Here is a 20,850-nt window from a genome sequence, read left to right on the forward strand (position 1 = left end):
GGCATCATGGCGGCACGCGAAGGGGGCGCCTGAATGATCAATCCACACCTTGAATGGCATGAGCCGCAACGTCTGAGCAGCTATCCGTATTCGCCTGACCTCGACGAAATCCCAAAGTCAGCCGGTGTCTATCTTTTCTACCGGAAGCATGGCACCAGCTTCGAAGTGTTCTACGTCGGCAAGGCCTTGAACCTCCAAAGCAGGATCAAGGGGCAACTGAACAACCTCAAGCTCATGAACAGCATCAAGTCGGCCGCGAATGGCGCGCGCATGCTGGCTTACGCGGAAATCACCCTAAGGCCGGGCCAGAGAAAGGAGTCCGCGATCGTTGCGGCGGAAAAGCTGTTGATCAGGCACTTCGTCGAGGAGGGCCATGAGCTTTTCAACATTCAAGGCGTCAAGCTTGCGGTGCAGACCCTTCGGAACGACCGACCGGCAAGCCTTCGGAAAGTGATTCCGAAGCAGACCCAGATCGAGGCCTAGGCAGAGCGCCAGTAGCAACGACGACGGCGCCAACGCCGCACCCTGCAGGGCGCGGCGTCGTGCATCTGAACCTCAGGCCGCTTCGGCCGCCGCCGGCTCGACCAGATCGCGCCATTGCGGCAGGCGATCGATGACGTTGACGTTGCGCAGGTAGGCCTCGTCCACCGGCGTGCCGGCGACCAGCGACGAGGCGACGTGCACCGCGCCCGCAACCCAGAAGCCACTGGCCTTCAGGCGACCCGGGCGATGCTGGAACGCCACGCCCTCGACGATCGGCATCGGCAAGCCCCACAGGCCGAGCAGGTAGGCGCCGGCCTCGGCGTAATGCGGTCCGGTCGAACCTTCCGTTCCGTTCGAGACGCCCGGCAGCAGCTTGCCCACTTCGGCCAGCAGGCCGGCCGTCGCGGCCAGTTCCGCACTCGGCCCCGCCAGCAGGCGGCGCGCGAGGCGCGAGGTGCGCAGGGCGCGGTCCTGGATCGCTTCGCGCTCCTTGCCGGCCAGTTGCGTCGGACCAAAGGCTTCGCTGGCCAGCACCAGGCGCAGCAACGTCTGGTGGCCCAGGCGCGTGACCGCAGCCCGGATATCGGTGATTTCGCGACCGCCGGAGAAGTACGCCGAATTGCACAGGCGCAGCACCTTGGCCACGATCGCCGGGTCCTGCGACAGCATCTGCGCGATGGCGGCATTGCTGGCATCGGGATCGCGCAGCAGGCGCGACAGTTCCAGGTAGAGGCGCGGCGGCGGCGGCAGCGAGCCGATCCGGCCCACGGCCTGCTTCAGCTCCTCGCTGCCCAGCACCTGGCGCAGCTCGGCGACGCTGTCGACGGCTTCGATCAGCTCGCCCGCGTCGAGCGGACGCGACAGCAGGCGATGGGCGCAGTCCAGGCCCTGGAGCTGGGAACTGTCCTGGTCCTGGTCGAGCAGGAGGATGCGCACCGCCTCCGGATGCATGCTGGACATCTGCCCGAGCAGCGCCGTTCCGGGCACCGCGCCCACGCGCAGGCCGCACAGGATGACGTCGACTTCGGTCAGCGACAGCGCGGCATCGGCCTCGGCCAGCCAGTGCACGTCCCAGCCCAGGTCGAAATAGCTCAGCGATTCCTCGAACTCGCCGGCGCGGCCGGCATCCTCACCCACAATGACAATGCGCACACCGCCCCCTGCTGCAAGACCGGACATTCAGGGCAGGTAGCGGCCGCGTCGGCCGTCTCTTTAGGGGTATGAACGGGGGAAACGGGCGAACTGCCAAGTGGCGCACAGTTTGGGATTCAGGGGGCGGACGCCGCCCGGCCCGGCCTCGCGCGGCGGCGGCGCGAAGGCGACCGGGCCCACACACGTATAATCGCGGCCCTTCCCGCTTCCCGATCCGCGGACCAGCTTTCCGGCCCATCCGCGCCCGCCGTTGCCATGTCCGACGTTTCCCTCGAAGCCGCCCGCCGCCGCACGTTCGCGATCATCTCGCACCCCGACGCGGGCAAGACCACGCTCACCGAAAAGCTGCTGCTGTTCGGCGGTGCGATCCAGATGGCCGGCTCGGTCAAGGGCCGCAAGGCCGCGCGCCATGCGACGTCCGACTGGATGGCACTGGAAAAGGAGCGCGGCATCTCGGTGACCAGCTCGGTGATGCAGTTCCCCTACGAGGACCGCATCGTCAACCTGCTCGACACGCCGGGCCACGCCGACTTCGGCGAGGACACCTACCGCGTGCTCACCGCGGTGGACTCGGCGCTGATGGTCATCGACGTGGCCAAGGGCGTGGAAGAGCGCACGATCAAGCTGATGGAGGTGTGCCGGCTGCGCGACACGCCGATCATGACCTTCATCAACAAGCTCGACCGCGAGGGCAAGAACCCGATCGACCTGCTGGACGAAGTGGAGAGCGTGCTGAAGATCCAGTGCGCGCCCATCACTTGGCCGATCGGCATGGGCCAGCGCCTGAAGGGCGTGGTCCACCTGGTGACCGGCGAGGTCCACCTGTACGAACAGGGCCGCAACTTCACGCGCCAGGATTCGACCATCTTTGCGTCCATCGACGATCCGGCACTGGAAGCGCGCATCGGCACGCAGATGCTGCAGGAGCTGCGCGACGAGCTGGAGCTGGTGGAAGGCGCTTCGCACCCGTTCGACCTGGCCAGGTACCTGTCCGGCGAGCAGACCCCGGTGTTCTTTGGCTCGGCGGTCAACAACTTCGGCGTGCAGCTGCTGCTGGACTTCTTCGTCGAGCATGCGCCCGCGCCCAAGCCGCGTGCGACCACCGGCCGCGAAGTCGGCGCGTACGAGCCCAAGCTCACCGGCTTCGTGTTCAAGATCCAGGCCAACATGGACCCGCAGCACCGCGACCGCGTGGCGTTCATGCGCGTGTGCTCGGGCCAGTTCAGCGCCGGCATGAAGGCCTTCCACGTGCGCAGCGGCAAGGAAGTGAAGCTGGCCAACGCGCTGACCTTCATGGCCTCTGACCGCGAGATCGCCGAGAGCGCCTGGCCGGGCGACGTCATCGGTATCCACAACCACGGCACCATCTCCATCGGCGACACCTTCACCGAAGGCGAGTCGCTCAGCTTCACCGGCATTCCGAACTTCGCGCCGGAACTGTTCCGCCGCGCACGCCTGCGCGACCCGCTCAAGCTCAAGCAGCTGCAGAAGGGGCTGGCGCAGCTGTCGGAGGAAGGCGCGACGCAGTTCTTCCGTCCGCTGATGAGCAACGACCTGATCCTCGGCGCGGTCGGCGTGCTGCAGTTCGACGTGGTGGCCTACCGCCTGAAGGACGAGTACGGCGTGGACGCGAGCTTCGAGCAGGTGAACGTGGCGACGGCGCGCTGGATCCGCTGCGACAACGAAAAGAAGCTGGAAGAGTTCCGCGACAAGAACGCGCTGAACCTCGCGATCGATGCGGCCGGCCAGCTGGTCTACCTGGCGCCAACGCGCGTGAACCTGCAACTGGCGCAGGAACGCGCACCCGACGTGCAGTTCCTCGCCACGCGCGAACACGCGCACGCCACCTCGATCGACTGACGGGCGCCGACCGATGCCGGCCTGGCTGGCGTGGTGGCTGGCGATCAACGTCGCCACCGTGTTGCTGTTCGGTTACGACAAGGCGATCGCCGGTGGACGCCGGCGGCGCATTCCGGAACGCACGCTGCTCGGGTTCGCGCTGCTCGGCGGCTCGCCCGGCGCGCTGCTGGCGATGGGTCTGTTCCGGCACAAGACCGCCAAGCCGACATTCCGGCGGGCGATGGGCGGCATCGTGGCGGCGCAGCTCGTCGCGCTGTGGTGGCTCTCGCGCCACCTGGTGGGCTGATACCTGCTGCGCGATTGTGCGGTGAAGGTCACACCGTGACGGCGACGTGAGCGCGACGTGACGTGGATCAGAGCAAATACTCCAGTCTGCGCTACCATGCTCGGGCCATGTCCCCCGCACATTCCGTCGAAGACGGCTCCCTGTCCGATGCATCGCACGGACGGCATTCGCTGCGCGAGGAGTTCTTCAACGCGCTGACCCACGGCCTGGGCGCGACCGCGGCACTCGCCGGCGGTGCGGTGCTCATCACCCTGGCCACGTTGTTCGGCGACGGCTGGCAACTGGCCGGCGCGATCGTCTTCGGCATCTGCCTGCTGCTGCTTTACCTCGCCTCGACGCTGTACCACGCGATCCAGCATCCGGTCGCCAAGGCGCGGCTGAAGGTGTTCGATCACTGTGCGATCTACCTGCTGATCGCAGGCACCTACACGCCCTTCACGCTGATCGGCCTGCGCGGGCCCTGGGGCTGGGGCTTGTTCGCTGCCATCTGGACGCTCGCGGTCGCGGGCGTGATCTTCAAGCTGTTCTACACCGGCCGCTTCAAGCTGCTGTCCACCGGCATCTACATCGCGATGGGCTGGCTGGTGGTCATCGCCATCGAGCCGATGCTGAGCGCGCTGGACACCTGGACGATGGCCTGGCTGTTCGGCGGCGGCCTGTTCTACACGCTCGGCACGGTGTTCTATCACCGCCCGTCGCTGCCCTACTCGCATGCGATCTGGCACCTGTTCGTGGTCGCTGGCAGCGTGTGCCATTACGTCGCCGTGTTCGCGCAGGTCTTCCCGGCGGGCCGATTGCTGCAGCTGAACTGAGCACAACGCATTCACTTTTGCTTGACCGGCGTGCGTCGATGGTGGACCGCGGTCCATGACGGAAGCAGGCGGTGTCCGGTCGCCGTTCGATCCCAACGCAGCACCCCAAAGATGCAGCGCGCACGGCCCGGCTGATGCGGTCGGAGTGAGCGGATGCACGGACGAAGCGCAGCCGCCACCACGGCCTGGCCGGACCGGATTCGCCGCCATCCGGTGCTGGTCGCACTGGCCTTCGTCGCGCTGGCGCTGGCGATCCTGATCGCGCTGTGGGACTGGAACTGGTTCAAGGGCCCCATCGAGCGCCAGGTGCAGGCGCGCACCGGCCGCACGTTCGACATCGGCGGCAATCTGGATGTCGACCTCGACTGGCGTGCGCCTACCGTCCGTGCCGAACGCGTGCGCTTCGGCAACGCGGAATGGTCCCGTCAACCCGAGATGGCCTACGCCGAACGCGCCGAGCTCCAGATCGCGCTATGGCCGCTGTTGCGCGGCCAGGTGCTGTTGCCGCGCATCCGCCTCGACCGCCCGCGCGTGCTGCTGGAAACCAATCCCAAGGGCGGTGCCGGGAATTGGGTGTTCGGTGAGCCCGGCGAAACCCGCATGGAGTTCCGTCGCGTGGATGTCGAACGCGGCTTCCTGCGTTTTCGCGACGTGCCGCAACGCACCGACATCCGCATCGGCGTGAGCAGCCAGCAGACGCGTGCGCGCGACGCCACGGCACCGGTGTCCGTGGTCGGTGGCGGCTCGTGGAAAGGCAATGCATTCCAGTTGAACGGAACGGCCGCGTCGCCACTGCTGCTGCGCGATCGCGAAATGCCATACCGCATCGACGTGCGCGCCTCGGCCGGGGCGACCCGCGCCCACGCGCGCGGCACGCTGCTCGACCCGTTGCGGCTGCGCGGTTTCGATCTGCAGATGCGGTTGTCCGGCCGCGACATGGCCGACCTGTACCCGTTGCTCGGCCTGGCGATTCCGTCCACGCCGCCCTATTCGCTGGACGGCCATTTCAGCCGCGAAGGCCAGGTCTGGCATTACCGCGATTTCGATGGACGCATCGGCGACAGCGACATGCACGGCGATGCCAGCGTGGATACCGCCGGCAAGCGGCCCTATCTACGCGCGAGTCTCACTTCCAAGCGGCTGGACTTCGACGACCTGGCCGGCTTCGTCGGTGGTGCGCCGCAGAGCGGGGCCGGCGAAACCGCCAACGCGGAGCAGGCGACCAGGGCAGCCAACACGGCATCCAGCGCACGGCTGATTCCCGCCAAGCCGTATGAACTGGACAAGCTGCGCGCGATGGATGCGGACGTTCGCCTGCGCGCGACGCGCATCAACGCACCCAGCCTGCCGCTGGATGACATGGACGCGCACCTGATCCTCGAGGGCGGCCTGCTGCGCCTGGATCCGCTGAACTTCGGCGTGGCCAACGGCGACATCCGTTCGCGCATCCGCATGGATGCGCGCACCGACACCATCCACACGCGCGCCGATGCCGACATCGCCGGCCTGAGCCTGGGCCCGTTGCTTCCGAAGGTGGAACTGGCCCAGAACGCCATCGGCAAGGTCGGCGGCAAGGTCTCGCTGGAAGGCACCGGCAATTCGGTGGCGGGCATGCTGGGCAGCAGCGACGGCAGCGTGTTGCTCGGCATGGGCCGCGGCCGCATCAGCAACCTGTTGATGGAGATGGCCGGCATCGACCTGGCCGAGATCATCAAGTTCAAGCTCGAGGGGGACAAGCAGATCCCGGTGCGTTGCGCGTTCGCCGACTTCACGGTGGACGACGGCGTGATGACGGCGCGCTCGCTCGCGTTCGACACCACCGACACCATCCTCGTCGGCTCGGGCACGGTGAACCTGCGCGACGAGAAGCTGGACCTGACCATCAAGCCGCGGCCGAAGGATCGAAGCCTGCTGGCGTTCCGCACGCCGCTGCGCGTGGACGGGAGTTTCCGCCAGCCGAAGGTCCACCCGGATCTGGCGCGCGTCGGTCTGCGCGGGGCCATCGCGCTGTCGCTGGCGACGATCACGCCGCCCGCGGCGCTGCTGGCCACGTTCGAGACCGGCCCGGGCAAGGATGCGGGGTGTGGCGGCCGCTACGCGGAATGAGCCGGCCGCGGTGCGTCAGCTGGCGATGTAGCGCTGCAGCTGGTCCAGTTCGAGCTGCTGGTCCTCGATGACGGCCTTGACCAGGTCGCCGATGGAGATCACGCCCAGCACCTGCTCGTTGTGCACCACCGGCAGGTGGCGGATGCGCCGGTCGGTGACGATCTGCATGCAGCGGTCGGTGGTTTCGTCCAGGCCGACGGTGACGACCTGCGCGGTCATGATGGTCCGCACGGGCGTGTCCGCGGAGGACCGCCCCTGCAGGACGATCTTGCGTGCGTAGTCGCGCTCGGAAAGGATGCCCACCAGGCGTCCGCCCTCGATCACGAGCACGGCGCCGATGTGCTTCTCGGCCATCAGCCTGATCGCGCTGATGACCGGCACGTCGGGGCCGATCGCGAACACCTCAGGCGCTTTGGCTTCGAGCAGTTGTCGCACGGTGCGCATGGCCGTCTCCTTCTGCCAGGGGGTCTTGCCCCGAGCATACTCCCCGCGCCGGCAGCCAGGTGTCGACGAGGTAGAGCGGCCGTTGCTTGGATTCCTCGTACAGCCGGCCCAGGTACTCGCCGATCAGACCCAGCGCGATCAGCTGCACGCCGCCCAGGAACAGGATCACCGACATCATCGTGGGCCAGCCGGCCACGCGGTCGCCCCAGACCAGCGCCTTGAGGATGATCACCACCCCATAGACGAAGGCGATGGCCGCCGTCAGCAGGCCCAGGTACGTGGCCAGCCGCAGCGGAACGGTGGAGAAACTGGTGATGCCTTCCAGCGCCAGGTTCCACAGGCGCCACAGGTTGAACTTGCTGCGCCCGGCCGCGCGCGGATCGCGGTGATAGGGAATCGCCGCGCGGTTGTAACCCACCCAGCCGAACAGGCCCTTCATGAAGCGGTGGCGTTCGCGCAGCTGGCGCAGTCCCGCGAGCGCGCGCGGCGACAACAGGCGGAAGTCGCCCGTGTCGGCGGGAATCGGCGTCTTCGATAGCCGGCCGATCACGCGGTAGAACGCGTGCGCCGTGGCGCGCTTCAGCCAGCCTTCGCCCTCGCGCTCCAGACGCGTGCCGTGCACGTCGTCGTAGCCCTCGCGCCACTTGGCGACGAACTGCGGAATCAATTCCGGCGCGTCCTGCCCGTCGGCGTCGAGGATCAACGCCGCGCCTTCTTCCACGCGATCCAGACCCGCGGTCAGCGCAAGTTCCTTGCCGAAGTTGCGCGACAGCCGCAACGCCGCGACGCGCGGATCGTCGGCGGCCAGGCGCTGCATGAGAGGCCAGGTCTCGTCGGTGCTGCCGTCGTCGACGTAGAGGATCTGCCCGTCGATGCCCTGCTCCAGCGCCAGCGCGTCGAGGACGGCCACGATGCGCGGCTGCAGCAACGGCAGGCTTTCGACCTCGTTGAAGGCGGCGATGACAACGGTAAGGCGGTCGCGATTCATGGCGAGATGGTAGCCGCTCGCCCCGGCGACTGGCATCACTCGATGCGCCGCAGGTAGTCGGCGCCGCCGATGTAGCGCATCTGCCGCTGGATCGCCTGCGCGCGACGCTGCACGTACGGGCCCGGCCGGGTGATGCTGTAACGGCGCGGGCTCGGCAGCACCGCGGCCATGCGCGCCGCCTCGGCGGCGGTCAGCTGACCGGCATCCTTGCGGAAGAAGGTGCGTGCGGCGGCCTGCGCGCCGTACACGCCGTCGCCGAACTCCACGATGTTGACGTACACCTCGATGATGCGGTGCTTGGGCCACAGCGCCTCGATCAGCAGCGTGTACCAGGCCTCGATGCCCTTGCGCACCCAGCTGCGCCCGCTCCACAGGAACAGGTTCTTCGCGGTCTGCTGGCTGATCGTGCTGCCGCCGCGCACCTTGCGCCCCTTCGCATTGTTCTTGCGCGCCTTCTCGATGGCCTGCAGATCGAAGCCGAAGTGTTCCGCGAAGTTCTGGTCCTCCGAGGCCACCACCGCCAGCGGCACGTAGGGCGAGATGTCCTCCATGTCGCGCCAGTCGTAGGCGACGCGGAAACGCCATTCGCCATCGCCCCAGGCTTCGAGCTGTCGCGACACCATGAAGGCGCTGAACATCGGATCGACGAAGCGCAGCGTCGCGACCTGCACCACGCTCAGCAGGACGAACAGCAGCGGCACCGCCATCAGCCATCGCAACCAGTGACGCCGACGCCGCGGCTGGGGTTGTTCCACGTTCGCGGTCACGTCTTGCACGGCGTCCACTCCATCCCCATCTGTGTCCACACCTCTCTTCACATGAGCGCGGGCATTATCCGCCAATGCCGCGCCCCAGCCGCGAGCCCCGCATGACTTCACAGCCCGACCCCACCACCCGCGACCACGACCAGTTGACCCGCTTCCTGATCGAGGGCGCCGGCGTGCGCGGCGTGCGCGTGCATCTGCACGACACCTGGCAGCAGATCCGCAGTCGCGCCGAGTACCCGCCGGCCGCCACGGAATTCCTGGGCGAAGCGGCCGCCGCGGCCGCGTTGTTCACCGGCCACGCCAAGGTCGATGGTCGCCTCTCGGTCCAGCTTCGCGGTAACGGCGCACTGCGCACGCTGTTCGCCGAGTGCACCGCCGCCGGCACGCTGCGCGGCATCGCCCAGCTGGACGAAGATGCCCAGGTTTCGCGGGATCTCAAGGCGCTCGGCCCGGACGCCGTGCTGGCCATCACGATCGAAAACCCGTCCGTCGATGGCCGCGAACCGATGCGCTACCAGGGCCTGGTGGCGCTGGAGTCGGATTCGCTCGCGGGTGCGTTCGAAGACTACTTCCGCCAGTCCGAGCAGCTGCCTACCCGTCTGCTGCTGGTAGCCGACGAACGGCAGGCCGCCGGCCTGATGCTGCAGAAACTTCCGGGGGATCATGGGGACGACGACGGGTGGGCACGCGCGGGAGCGCTGTTCGACACCCTGACGCCGCAGGAACTGCTGGACTGGAGCGCCGGCGACCTGCTCGGCCGGCTGTTCCATGAGGATGGCGTGCAGGTCCTTGGGCACAAACCGCTCCGCTTCGCGTGCTCATGTTCCCGTGAGCGCGTGGAGGCCATGCTGGTCTCGCTGGGGGTCGCGGAGGCGGGGGCCGCCGTCGAGGCGGCCGGTGGTCGGGCCCTGATCCGTTGCGAGTTTTGCGGACAGAGTTACCGTTTCGATTCGGAGGAAATCGCTAGCTTGTTTGCCGTGGCGACAGCTGAACTGGCTGCCCCGGAACGGCTGCAGTAGCCGCTCCGCGTCACCGGGGAATTGTTAAATAAACATAAACGGTCTATAGTCGCGGCCCCCAGGAGGGGGAACTCCACCGGCTTCGTCCGGTCGTACAAGACCATGAACACGCGCGTTCTACGACTGCCGTTGACCTTGATGCTCGCCCTCGGCGTGGCCTCGGGCGTCCATGCACAGGCCAAGCGCGCCCCGGTCATCGACACCACCTACCTCCCGGTCTGGAACCAGAACAGCGGCAAGCTGGAATACCTGCTCCAGCTCGAGCCGACCGGCGCACCGGTCGCCGGCGCACGCTGGCGCGTGGGCAGCAACACCCTCGACGCCGCGTTCGGACTGGAAGCCGGCGACACCCTCGGCCTGGTCTGCGATCGCAAGACCGGACTTGCCGGAGCGATCGGAAATCTTGCCAATCACTGCATGCTCGCCTCGCTCGACGAGGACGACGGCGGTGCCGCGCACCAGGGCACCGTAGGCGCCAGCCTCACCCGTGCCGGCGGCAAGGTCGGTCTGGCCTTCGGCAGCGGTCGCGACACCCTGCCCGCCTGGCTCAGCCCGACCGGCAAGGCAGGCAAGGTCGACCAGAACACGCTCACCGTCTACGGCCAGAAGAACGTCGGCCGCGAGGCCACCGTTTCCATCGGCGGAACGTGGGCGCGCGCGCGCCTGATTCCTGCGGGCGAAGTGCCCGACCTCGCCGATCGCTGGAACACCAAGAGCGTCACGCTCGGTGCGGGCCTGGGTAATTTCAGCGCGAACATCGTCGGCCGCGTGGTCGACACGCCCGGGGAGCCCGGGCAGTGGGAAGGCCTGGGCCTTGGACTGACCTGGCGCACCCCGTGGAGCGGACAGCTCACGGTTGGCGCGGAAAACGTCGTCACCCGCGGCAAGAACCCCTTCGCCCCGGACAACGGCGACAAGGACGAAGGCACCGTGCCTTACGTCCGCTACGAGCAGGACCTCTGAACTGATTTTTCGCACTCGTGCAGGCGCCAGTGGGCGCCTGTTTCGGCGTGCCTGTTGTTGCGCGGCCGCTCTCTTTGCCGAGTGTGTCTATTTGCGGGCGATCTCACCGACCCGCGCGACATTTTCGTCCCTGGGCTGCTTTCTGTGACGCACCCCTCGGAAAACGCCCCCATACGCTCCGGAACTGCGTCTTCGCGCGGTGTTCGCACGCACATAACGATACTTTCACTTTTCTCAGACACGAAGTAGGATCGGGACGCGCCTTGCCGAACTTGGCGTCAATTTTGACGCCGCCGGCTCGGTTTCCGTGGAAACTTTGGAGAGAGAGAAATGTCGTTGAAAGCCCACCCGCTCCGCAGCGCGATTACTTTCGCGCTTGCCATGAGCAGCACCACCGCCGGCATGGCCGTTGCTCAGGAAACCGAGCAGCAGGCAACCACGCTGGACCGCATCGAAGTCACCGGTACCCGCATTCGCCAGGTCGACCTGGAAACCGCGCAGCCGGTCCTGCAGATCACCCGCCAGGACATCGAGAAGCAGGGCTTCCAGTCCGTCGGTGACATCCTGCAGAACATCACCGCCACGGGTTCGCCGCCGGTCAGCCGCGCTGCTCCGCTGTCGTCCGGTGAAGCCTCCGGCGGCACCTTCATCAGCATGCGTAACCTGGGCGCCGCCCGTACGCTGGTGCTGATGAACGGCAAGCGCCTGGGCGTGACGACCGGTGGCCTGTCCGACATCTCGACGATCCCGGCTGCTGCCGTGGAGCGCATCGAAGTGCTGAAGGACGGTGCCTCCTCGATCTACGGCTCCGACGCGATCGCCGGCGTGATCAACATCATCACGCGCAGCAACTTCGAAGGCGCCGCCGCCAGCGTGTACTACGGCCAGTACGACCAGGGCGACGGCAGCATCACCAACGGCAGCTTCATCATGGGCTTCTCGGGTGACCGTGGCTCGCTGACCGCCGCTGCCGAGTGGTCGAAGGAAGACGAGGTGTGGGCGAAGGATCGCGAGTACAGCGCATTCCCGCGCTCGCAGAACCACCCGACCGACAACTGGACCCCGGTCGGCGACGACGGCGGCTTCAACAGCGTCTTCTCGCAGGGCCTGCCGAACGTCGTGTACGTGCCGGCGACCACCGCCAACCCGACCCGCTCGACGCGCGTCGTGCTGCGTGAGGGTGGCGATGCGCGTAATCCGGCTGACTGGGTTGCCCAGGACCAGAGCGTCGGCTCCTGCGCCGCCAACTCGGTCGCCAATCCGGGTCCGGGCACCTGCACGCCGGGTTCGACGCTGCACAAGTCGAACTCGAACGAGCAGATGACCCTGCGCCAGCCGATCGAGCGCGAAGCGCTGAACATCGACGGCAGCTACGACATCACGGACAACGTCCGCTTCCGCACCAACCTGCTGTACAGCCACCGCATCAGCACCCGCAACATCGCGGGCTACCCGATGCAGGCGGCGTCGTTCGGCACGCCGATGGCGGCGACCAGCTACTTCAACCCGGTGGGCACCACGATCTCCAACTGGTGGCGCCGTACGTGGGAGCAGCCGCGCGTGACCGAAAGCGACCTGACCACGTACCGCTTCGCCGGTGCGTTCGAAGGCAGCTTCGACTTCGCCGACCGCACCTTCGACTGGGACGTGTCGTACCTCAACAACACGAACCGCAACGTGCAGTCGTCGTTCGGCAACCTGAACCTCGCCAACGTGCGTAACGCCGTGGGTCCGTCGTTCCTGCAGACCGCTCCGGGCGCGACCCAGGGCCAGATCCTGTGCGGCACGCCGACGGCCATCATCGCCGGCTGCACGCCGTGGAATCCGTTCCTGCCGTTCGGCGCGACGGGCCCGGGTGCCCTGACCGGCAACACCGCGCTGCAGAACTACCTGTTCCAGGAAGAGCATTCGACCGGCGAGACCGAGACCACCGTGATGTCGGCCAACCTGGCCGGCACCATCGTCGCGCTGCCCGCAGGCGACCTGGGCTTCGCGATGGGCGTGGAAAACCGCAAGGAAGAAGGCGAGTTCACGCCGGACGCCCTGTCGGTCACCGGCGGTTCGACCAACCTCGCGGGCGGTCCGACCAAGGGCAGCTACACCGTCGACGAAATCTACGCCGAGTTGCAGGTGCCGATCCTGGCCGACATGCCGTTCGCGCGTGAGCTGACCTTCTCCGTCGCCAGCCGTTACTCGGACTACGACACCTTCGGCGACACGACCAACAACAAGTTCGGCCTGAAGTGGAAGCCGATCGACTCGCTGCTGGTTCGTGCCACCTACGCCGACGGCTTCCGCGCTCCGACGATCTCCGACCTGTACGGCGGCAGCTCGCAGACGTTCTCGCAGTTCACCGACCCCTGCGATACCGTCCGCGGTGAGGCAGCATCCAACGCCACCGTCCGCGCCAACTGCATCAACGGCGTCGGCGGCAACGGCGCGCTGGGCGCACTGGGCACCAACTACCGCCAGCTGGGCCAGGGCTTCGCTCCGGTCGGCACCACGCCGGCGCAGACCCCGGTTGCCTTCACCTCCGGTTCGAACCCGCTGCTGACCCCGGAACTGTCGAAGTCGCAGACCATCGGTTTCGTGTGGAGCCCGACCTTCATCCAGGGCTTCAACCTGGCAATCGACTGGTGGAAGATCCGCATCTCCGACACCATCGTGGCCGACTCCCCGACCACCATGCTGAACGACTGCTACGTCCTCGGCATCGCGTCGCGCTGCGTCGCTCCGGTCGGTACCGCACCGGGCTTCACGCGTGATCCGGCCAACGGCGTCCCGACCGTCGCCTTCGGCAGCCGCAACGCCGGTTTCCGCAAGGTCGAAGGCTTCGACGTCGACCTGACCTACCGCATGACCACCGAGAGCTGGGGTAACTTCACCCTGTCCTCGACCAGCACCTACACGGCGAAGGACTACCTGGTCAGCACCAACGACCCGCGTTACGCCCTGTCGACGGTGGGCCAGGCCGGTGCCGGCAACCCGCACCGCATCCGTTCGAACCTGAACCTGTCGTGGGAAATGGGTTCGTTCGGTGCCAGCTGGATGGCGCGCTACTACTCGGGCATGGCGGAAGCCTGCACGTACTTCACCCCGACCGGCACCGGCGCTCCGAACGTGACCGAGCCGCACCTCGAGTGCGACGAGATCCACTTCGCTCCGACCGGTGCTTTCCGGGCTGATGGCACCCCGGCCAGCTCGCTGGCACGTCGTCGCAACGCCGGTTCGGTCACCTTCAACGATGTCCAGGTCCGCTGGGAAGCCCCGTGGAACGCGACCGTCGCCATGGGTGCGAACAACGTGTTCGACAAGCAGCCGCCGGTCATGTACTCGCAGCCGAACTCGAACTTCAGCTTCGACGGTGAGTACGACATCGGTCGCTTCTGGTACATGAAGTACACCCAGCGCTTCTGATCCTCGGATCGAATCGCTGCTGCAACACCACTACGGCCCCGAAAGGGGCCGTAGTTTTTTGCGCCGCAGCACCGCCATCCAGCCCTCCAGGGCCAACCCACCGTCTCACGAATTCCTGATATGGGACATTAACGACACTTTAATTACTCCAGGTACCGGGCTAGTATCGGACCCGACCTTGCTGATTTTGGCGTGTCAATTTGCGCTTACAGGCGGGTCCAGGCGAACGACCTAGAACTTTGGAGAGAGAGATGACCTTCAAGACCAGCCAGCTTCGCGATGCCATTACCGTGGCGCTTGCGATGGGTGCCACTGCCGTAGCGGGCAACGCGCTCGCGCAGGAAAGCGAACAGGAAGCCACCACGCTCGGGCGCGTGGAAGTAACCGGTTCGCGCATCAAGCGAGTCGATACCGAAACTTCACAACCCATCCTCACCCTGGACCGCCAGGCGATCGAGAACTCCGGCGTCACCTCGATCGGCGACGTGCTCCAGCAGATTTCGACCAACGGTTCCGCGCTCAACACCAGCTTCAACAACGGCGGCAACGGCCAGACGCAGGTCGACCTGCGCAACCTGGGCTCCAACCGCACGCTGGTGCTGGTCAATGGCCGTCGCTGGGTGGCGGGCCAGACCGGCGCCGTCGACCTCAACACCATCCCGATCGCCGCAGTGGAACGCGTGGAAGTGCTGAAGGACGGCGCCTCCGCGATTTACGGTTCCGATGCGATCGCCGGCGTGGTGAACATCATCACCCGCCAGAACTTCGACGGTGCGTCGGCTTCGGCCTACTTCGGCACCACCAGCAAGGGCGACGGCACGCAGCAGGCGTACGACTTCATCATCGGTAGCACGTCGGAACGCTCCAACGTGATGCTGGGCGCAGGCTACGTGAAGCAGGAGCCGGTCTTCGCGGGCGACCGTGAAATCTCCGCGGTTCCGTCCTTCGGCCTGCCGGCCAACAGCGTGCTTGCCGGCGCGTCCTCGACCAGCCGCTTCGGCCGCTTCGACTTCGCGGGCAACCCGGGCACCTCCACGCTGATCCCCGGCGCGCAGGGCTGCGTCAACAACCAGGTCTGCGACCCGTCCGTCACCAGCCAGTTCCGCACCTTCGACCTCGCAACCGACGGCTTCAACTTCGCGCCGGAGAACTACCTGTCGACGCCGCAGGAGCGCATCAGCCTGTTCGGCCAGGCGCGCTTCGACATCACCGACAAGGTCTCGTTCAAGGCCGAAGCGCTGTACAACGAGCGTCGTTCGGAGCAGTACCTGGCGCCGCAGCCGATCAGCTGGGGTGAAACGCTGCCGGCCGGCTTCAACTCGCCGACGTCGCTGGCGTACACCTTCAACCTGTCTGCCGACAGCATGTACAACCCGTTCGGCACCGACATCACTCGCGTGCAGATCCGCGGTCCCAGCTTCTCGCCGCGTCGTTTCTCGCAGGACGTGGACACCTACCGCTTCAACGGTGGCTTCGACGGCACCTTCGAGCTGGGTGACCGCTACTTCGCGTGGGACGTGGGCATGTCGTACACCGACAACCACGAGGACGACACCACCACCGGCCTGCAGAACCTGGCCCGCATCCGCGATGCGGTCGGCCCCTCGATGCTCGTCAACGGCGTGCCGACCTGCGTGAGCACCGCGGGCGACGCCTCCACCGCGATCCTCGGCTGCGTGCCGTGGAACGTGATGGGCAATGCCGAGGACATCTCGCCGGAGATGATGGATTACATCAACTACGTCGACCACGGCACCGTCAAGGACGAGATGAAGTCGTACACCGCCAACATCTCGGGCGACATGTTCGAGCTGCCGGGCGGCATGGCGGCCTTCGCGGCCGGCTACGAGCGTCGCGACGTCAACGGCTCCTTCAGCCCCGACGCGCTGGCCTCCTCGGGCCTGACCACGGGCAGCCAGGCCACCGCGACGTCGGGCGGCTACAAGGTCGACGAGCTCTACCTCGAACTGAACCTGCCGATCCTGAAGGACCTGCCGGGTGCGCAGCTGCTGGAATTCCAGCTGGCTGGCCGCTACTCCGACTACTCGACCTTCGGCGACACGTTCAATCCGAAGTTCGGCTTCAAGTGGAAGCCGTTCGCCGACCTGCTGGTCCGCGGTAACTGGAGCAAGGGCTTCCGTGCACCGTCGATCTCGGAGCTGTTCGCAGGTGAAGCGGACAACTTCCCGACCCTGTACGACCCCTGCGATGCGAACAACCTCTACGCTGCCACGGTCACCGGCCAGCTCAGCGACGCGGGCGTCGCCGCGGTGTCGGCGAACTGTCTGGCCGACGGCGTTCCGGCCGACTATGCGCAGCCGAACCCGCAGATCCGTACCACGATCGGCGGCAACCCGGACCTGCAGCCGGAAACCTCGACCTCGAAGACCTTCGGCTTCGTGTGGAGCCCGAGCTTCCTGGAAGGCTTCAGCGCCAGCCTCGACTGGTGGAAGATCGACATCGACGATCCGATCCAGGTGGTCGACATCCAGGAAGCGATCGACGCGTGCTACCTCGCCGAGCCGGGTTCGCGTGACCTGAACGCCTGCGCGGTGTTCACCCGCGATCCGACCACCGGCGACGTTGCCGACGTCGACGCCACCCTGCAGAACCAGGGCTTCCGCAACGTCGAAGGCTACGACTTCACCCTGGACTACGCCTTCGAGACCGGCGTCGGCAAGTTCCGCGTCAACTGGGACAACTCGTACATCTCCAAGTACGAGACGCAGATTGCCGAAGGCTCGGCCGTGGTGTCGCGCGTGGGCAACATCTCCACGAACTTCCCGGTCTGGCGCTGGCGCTCGAACATCAACCTGTCGTGGGAACGTGGCGACTGGGATGCCTCGCTCATGGGCCGTTACTACTCGGCGCTGGACGAGGAATGCGAAGGTCCGGTCCTGGCCGCGGTGTACGAGGGCAACCCGGCGTTCGAGAACCTCTGCTCGGCTCCGCGTCGCCCGACTAGCGACTTCACCGGCACCCCCGCCGTCACCCCGGAGAACACCCTGGACGAGACGATGTACTGGGACGTGCAGGTGGGCACGAAGCTTCCGTGGAACGCCCGCGTGGCGCTCGGCGTGAACAACGTGTTCGACGAGGACCCGCCGGTGTCGTACACGGCGTTCGCCAACAGCTTCGACCCGCAGTACGAAATGCCTGGTCAGTTCTATTACATCCGTTACGACCAGAAGTTCTGAGTCCTGCCGCACCCGAAGAAGGCCCCGTCAGGGGCCTTCTTTTTTTGCACGGTTTGTTCCATAACACGTCAATGGCAACCAAGGCCCCTCCCATGAACGCGCCTGCCCTGCTCGCCCAGGCGCAGCAGTTGATCCGGCAGAAACAGCCGACGGCGGCACTGGAGGCGTTCACCCGCCTCACCACCCACTTTCCGCGCTACGCCGAAGGCTGGTTCCAGCGCAGCGGCTTCGAAGTCGGGCGTGCGCTCGGACTCACGGCCATCGCGTCCGCACGCCAGGCGCTCGCGGTGGAACCGGCGCGCGCGTTGTACCGCGCGCACCTGGCGCAGGTGCAGTTCAATTACGGCCTGTGGGGCGACGCACTGGAAACGCTCGCACCGCTGCGGCCGCTCGACCCGTCCACGATCGAGCCACGCATCGCCAACTCGGTCGGCTCGGTGCTTTCGCTGGCTGGTCTCGAACACGAAGCACAGCCGTGGTTCGATTCCGCCTCCGCGCGAGCGCTCGACAGTCCCACGTATGCCTTCAACCAGGCGCAGGGCCTGCTCTACACCGGCGATGTCGAAGGCTCACGCGCAGCGCTGGCTGCGCTGACCGGACGCTTCCCGGATTTCGCCAAGGCGCACTGGGCGCTCAGCTCCATCCGTAGCGGCGCAGCTGATCCGCAACGGCCCGACACGCTGTACGCGGCACTGCAGCGCGCGCAGAGCCCGGTCGACGAAGTGATGTACTGCTACGCGCTGTTCAACACGCTCGATGCGCTCGACCGCACCGACGACGCGTTCCAGGAGCTGGAACATGGCATGCGCCTGCAGCGTACGCGCCTGAACTACGACGGCGAGGACACGCGCGCCCTGCGCGGGATCACTGCGGCCGTGTCGGCCGACATGCCGTCGATCGACGACATGCCCATGGCGACCGACGGCGTCTGCCCCATCTTCGTCCTGGGCCTGCCGCGCTCGGGAACCACGCTGGTCGAGCGCATCCTGGGCAATCATCCGGACGTCGCCACCGGCGGCGAGATGACCTGCTTCTCGGCCGCGCTGCGCGAGCAGTGGAAGGCCGAGGTGGTGAACCCGATGCTGACCTCGTCGCCGCTGCAGAGCCTGGCTACGCCGGTGTCGCATGCGCGCCTGGCCGCCCGCTATCGCGAGCTCACCGCGTTCAAGAGCGACGGCAGGAAGTTCCTGTCCGACAAGTATCCGTTCAATTTCATGCTGGTGCCGTGGATCGTGCACGCGTTCCCGGATGCGCGCATCGTGCACCTGCGGCGCGATCCCGTGGATACCTGCTTCGGCAACCTCAAGCAGCTGTTCTCCGGCCAGTACGGCGCCTGCTATTCGCAACAGGACATGGCCGCGTACTACGACGCGTACCGCGACATGATGGCGCGGTGGGACGCGCTGTATCCCGCGCGCGTGCACCACGTCGACTACGTCGATCTGGTCACCGATCCCGAGCGCTCGGCCGCCGACCTGCTGGCCCAATGCGGACTGCCTGCCGTGGCCGATGCCTGGCGCATCGAGAACAACCCGCGCACGGTCGCCACGGCGTCCAGTGCGCAGGTTCGGCAACCGATCAACCGCAAGGGACTGGATGCATGGCGCCGCTACGCCGAGCAGCTGCGCCCGCTTGCGAACCACTTCGGCGCATCCTGACTTCCGTCATGTCCCAATCGAACTACAAGCTGTTCCCGGCGTTCGCGGTGCCCATGGCGCAGGACATGCTGCCCGACCCGGAACGCATCAACGCCGAGCTGAAGGCGCTGTTGCTGGCGCGCGAATCCGAGGGCGAGCGTTACGCCAACCCGAACCCGTCGCTGAAGCAGCAGCACGGCGTTTTCGAAAGCGATTTCAACCTGTTCTCCTGGCCGGACCCCTGCGTGCAGCGCCTGCGCCAGTTCTGCTGGGGCGTGCTGGGTCGCACGTTGCAGCAGATCAACAACTACAGCCAGGACGAGATGTCGCGGCTGCAGATCTACTCGCACACCTGGTTCCACGTGACCCGCAATGGCGGCTTCACCATCCTGCACACGCATCCCATGGCGTCATGGTCGGGCGTGTACTGCGTGGCGCCGGGCGAGACGCCGGAAGATCGCCCCGAATCGGGCGTACTGCGCTTCCACAACCCGCACCACTACGCCAACTACTTCCTCGACCCGGGCAATGTCCGCCTGCAGATGCCGTATCACCACGGCACCTACAACGTGCGTTTCCGCCCGGGCCAACTGGTCCTGTTCCCCTCGTGGCTGCAGCACGAGGTGCTGCCGTTCTTCGGCAACGACGAGCGCATCACCATCGCGTTCAACTGCTGGTTCTCGATGCGGGAGGACGGCGGTGGTGGCGGAACCTGATCTCGCCGATCCACGCTGGTTTCCCGCCGACTACGACGCCGGGTCCGGGCGGTTCCGCTTCGTCCATGTGGAGCTGTCCGACCTGGGCGATGCGCCTTTCCTCGACCGGCGCCTGGCCATCGACTGGGCGCACGGCTTCGATGTCGCGGTGCGCGACCTGCCAGACCACGTGGACGCGCACGCATCGTTCCTGTTCCACACGGCCTTCTGCGGATCGACGCTGCTCGCCCGTGCGCTGCATGCGCCGCCGCGCGCGGTGTCGTTGAAGGAGCCACTGGCGCTGCATGCGCTGGCGATGGCGCGCCTCAAGGCGCGCACTGCCCAGGAGTTGGGTGAGGTGGCTGCAGCCCTGCCACGCTATCTCGCCCTGGTCTCGCGGCCGTGGGCCGAGGGCGGGCGCGTGCTGATAAAGCCGGCCAACCAGGCCAACGGACTGCTGGATTCGATCCTCTCGGCCCAGCCTCGGGCACGTGCGGTGCTGTTGTATTCCAGCCTGCGCAGCTTCATGGTCTCGTGCTTCAAGAAGTTGCCCGATTCGGAGCAGCGCATCCGCTGGATGGCGCAGGCACTGCTGCGCGACACGCAACTGTCGCGGCGCCTGGGTATCGAACCGGGCGGCGCGTTCAACCTGGTCGAGTCCTGCGCGCTGGCCTGGTACGCGCAGATGGAGCGCTATGCGTTGGCCCTGGACGCCGACACCGACGACCGCCTGCGCACGCTGGACTTCGACGAGGTGCTCGCCGCACCGTCCGATCGCGTGCGCGACTGCGCCGGCTGGCTGCAGCTGGCCGACGAGGGGCTGGACGAGCGCGTGCCGCGCGTGTTCTCGCGCCATTCCAAGGGCAGCTCGGCCGCTTACGACAGCGAAGAACGCGATCGCGAGAACGCGCGCGTGCTGGACGCTTTCGGCGAGACGATCGACCGCGCGGTGGACTGGGCCGAAGGCAGCATCGGGCCGGCGGCGCTGATGCCGCGATGGAAGCCGCTGCACTCCGGGTGACGC

The 20,850-nt window shown here is 66.8% G+C and carries 16 protein-coding genes; 12 read left to right on the plus strand and 4 right to left on the minus strand.

The window, feature by feature from the left end; genetic code table 11:
- The first annotated feature begins 33 nt into the window (after positions 1 to 33).
- Entirely contained in the window at positions 34 to 483 is a 450-nt protein-coding gene (locus tag QLQ15_RS00160; protein ID WP_283210852.1) for a GIY-YIG nuclease family protein, read from the plus strand.
- Positions 484 to 555: 72 nt separating this feature from the next.
- Here QLQ15_RS00160 and QLQ15_RS00165 read toward each other — a convergent pair whose 3' ends face one another.
- Complete coding sequence (locus QLQ15_RS00165; protein ID WP_283210853.1) at positions 556 to 1,635, minus strand: HDOD domain-containing protein; 1,080 nt, start codon at positions 1,633 to 1,635, stop codon at positions 556 to 558.
- 255 nt (positions 1,636 to 1,890) lie between these two features.
- On the opposite strand from QLQ15_RS00165, the gene QLQ15_RS00170 reads away from it, so the two are divergent.
- The 4 genes from QLQ15_RS00170 (at position 1,891) to QLQ15_RS00185 (ending at position 6,699) form a co-directional block, all read left to right on the plus strand.
- Positions 1,891 to 3,495 (plus strand): peptide chain release factor 3, encoded by a 1,605-nt coding sequence (locus QLQ15_RS00170; RefSeq protein ID WP_283210854.1) that lies wholly within the window; start codon positions 1,891 to 1,893, stop codon positions 3,493 to 3,495.
- 13 nt (positions 3,496 to 3,508) lie between these two features.
- Positions 3,509 to 3,781, plus strand: a complete 273-nt coding sequence (locus QLQ15_RS00175; RefSeq protein WP_283210855.1) for a DUF1294 domain-containing protein — start codon at positions 3,509 to 3,511, stop codon at positions 3,779 to 3,781.
- Between the two features lie 107 nt (positions 3,782 to 3,888).
- The gene (gene trhA / locus QLQ15_RS00180; protein WP_283210856.1) at positions 3,889 to 4,593 is read left to right on the plus strand and encodes a PAQR family membrane homeostasis protein TrhA; all 705 of its coding nucleotides are present in this window, start codon (positions 3,889 to 3,891) and stop codon (positions 4,591 to 4,593) included.
- Between the two features lie 153 nt (positions 4,594 to 4,746).
- The gene (locus QLQ15_RS00185) at positions 4,747 to 6,699 is read left to right on the plus strand and encodes an AsmA family protein (RefSeq protein ID WP_283210857.1); all 1,953 of its coding nucleotides are present in this window, start codon (positions 4,747 to 4,749) and stop codon (positions 6,697 to 6,699) included.
- Between the two features lie 15 nt (positions 6,700 to 6,714).
- On the opposite strand, the gene QLQ15_RS00190 is transcribed toward QLQ15_RS00185, so the two are convergent.
- The 3 genes from QLQ15_RS00190 to mtgA are packed head-to-tail and all read right to left on the minus strand — an operon-like array spanning position 6,715 to position 8,838.
- Entirely contained in the window at positions 6,715 to 7,143 is a 429-nt protein-coding gene (locus QLQ15_RS00190; RefSeq protein ID WP_283210858.1) for a CBS domain-containing protein, read from the minus strand.
- Complete coding sequence (locus QLQ15_RS00195; RefSeq protein WP_283210859.1) at positions 7,103 to 8,131, minus strand: glycosyltransferase family 2 protein; 1,029 nt, start codon at positions 8,129 to 8,131, stop codon at positions 7,103 to 7,105. Before QLQ15_RS00195 ends, QLQ15_RS00190 begins: the two co-directional genes overlap by 41 nt.
- A 35-nt stretch (positions 8,132 to 8,166) precedes the next feature.
- Positions 8,167 to 8,838, minus strand: a complete 672-nt coding sequence (gene mtgA, locus QLQ15_RS00200; RefSeq protein ID WP_432277830.1) for a monofunctional biosynthetic peptidoglycan transglycosylase — start codon at positions 8,836 to 8,838, stop codon at positions 8,167 to 8,169.
- A gap of 161 nt (positions 8,839 to 8,999) precedes the next feature.
- Between mtgA and hslO the strand changes: the two genes are divergently transcribed.
- From hslO to QLQ15_RS00235, 7 genes are all read left to right on the plus strand, one after another.
- Complete coding sequence (hslO, locus tag QLQ15_RS00205) at positions 9,000 to 9,917, plus strand: Hsp33 family molecular chaperone HslO (RefSeq protein WP_283213889.1); 918 nt, start codon at positions 9,000 to 9,002, stop codon at positions 9,915 to 9,917.
- A gap of 138 nt (positions 9,918 to 10,055) precedes the next feature.
- Positions 10,056 to 10,880: an XOO1806 family protein gene (locus tag QLQ15_RS00210; protein ID WP_283213890.1), complete on the plus strand. Its 825-nt coding sequence runs from the start codon at positions 10,056 to 10,058 to the stop codon at positions 10,878 to 10,880.
- Between the two features lie 330 nt (positions 10,881 to 11,210).
- Positions 11,211 to 14,297, plus strand: a complete 3,087-nt coding sequence (locus QLQ15_RS00215; protein WP_283210861.1) for a TonB-dependent receptor domain-containing protein — start codon at positions 11,211 to 11,213, stop codon at positions 14,295 to 14,297.
- A 251-nt stretch (positions 14,298 to 14,548) separates the two neighbouring features.
- Positions 14,549 to 17,494 (plus strand): TonB-dependent receptor plug domain-containing protein, encoded by a 2,946-nt coding sequence (locus QLQ15_RS00220; protein WP_283210862.1) that lies wholly within the window; start codon positions 14,549 to 14,551, stop codon positions 17,492 to 17,494.
- Between the two features lie 92 nt (positions 17,495 to 17,586).
- A complete protein-coding gene (locus tag QLQ15_RS00225) occupies positions 17,587 to 19,152 on the plus strand; it encodes a tetratricopeptide repeat-containing sulfotransferase family protein (protein ID WP_283210863.1) in 1,566 nt (521 codons plus the stop codon).
- 8 nt (positions 19,153 to 19,160) lie between these two features.
- Entirely contained in the window at positions 19,161 to 19,847 is a 687-nt protein-coding gene (locus QLQ15_RS00230; RefSeq protein ID WP_283210864.1) for a putative 2OG-Fe(II) oxygenase, read from the plus strand.
- Positions 19,834 to 20,847, plus strand: a complete 1,014-nt coding sequence (locus QLQ15_RS00235) for a hypothetical protein (RefSeq protein ID WP_283210865.1) — start codon at positions 19,834 to 19,836, stop codon at positions 20,845 to 20,847. The genes QLQ15_RS00230 and QLQ15_RS00235 overlap by 14 nt, the downstream gene beginning before the upstream one ends.
- Positions 20,848 to 20,850: the final 3 nt, after the last annotated feature.

The sequence above is a fragment of the Lysobacter stagni genome (assembly GCF_030053425.1).
Lineage (GTDB): Bacteria > Pseudomonadota > Gammaproteobacteria > Xanthomonadales > Xanthomonadaceae > Lysobacter_J > Lysobacter_J stagni.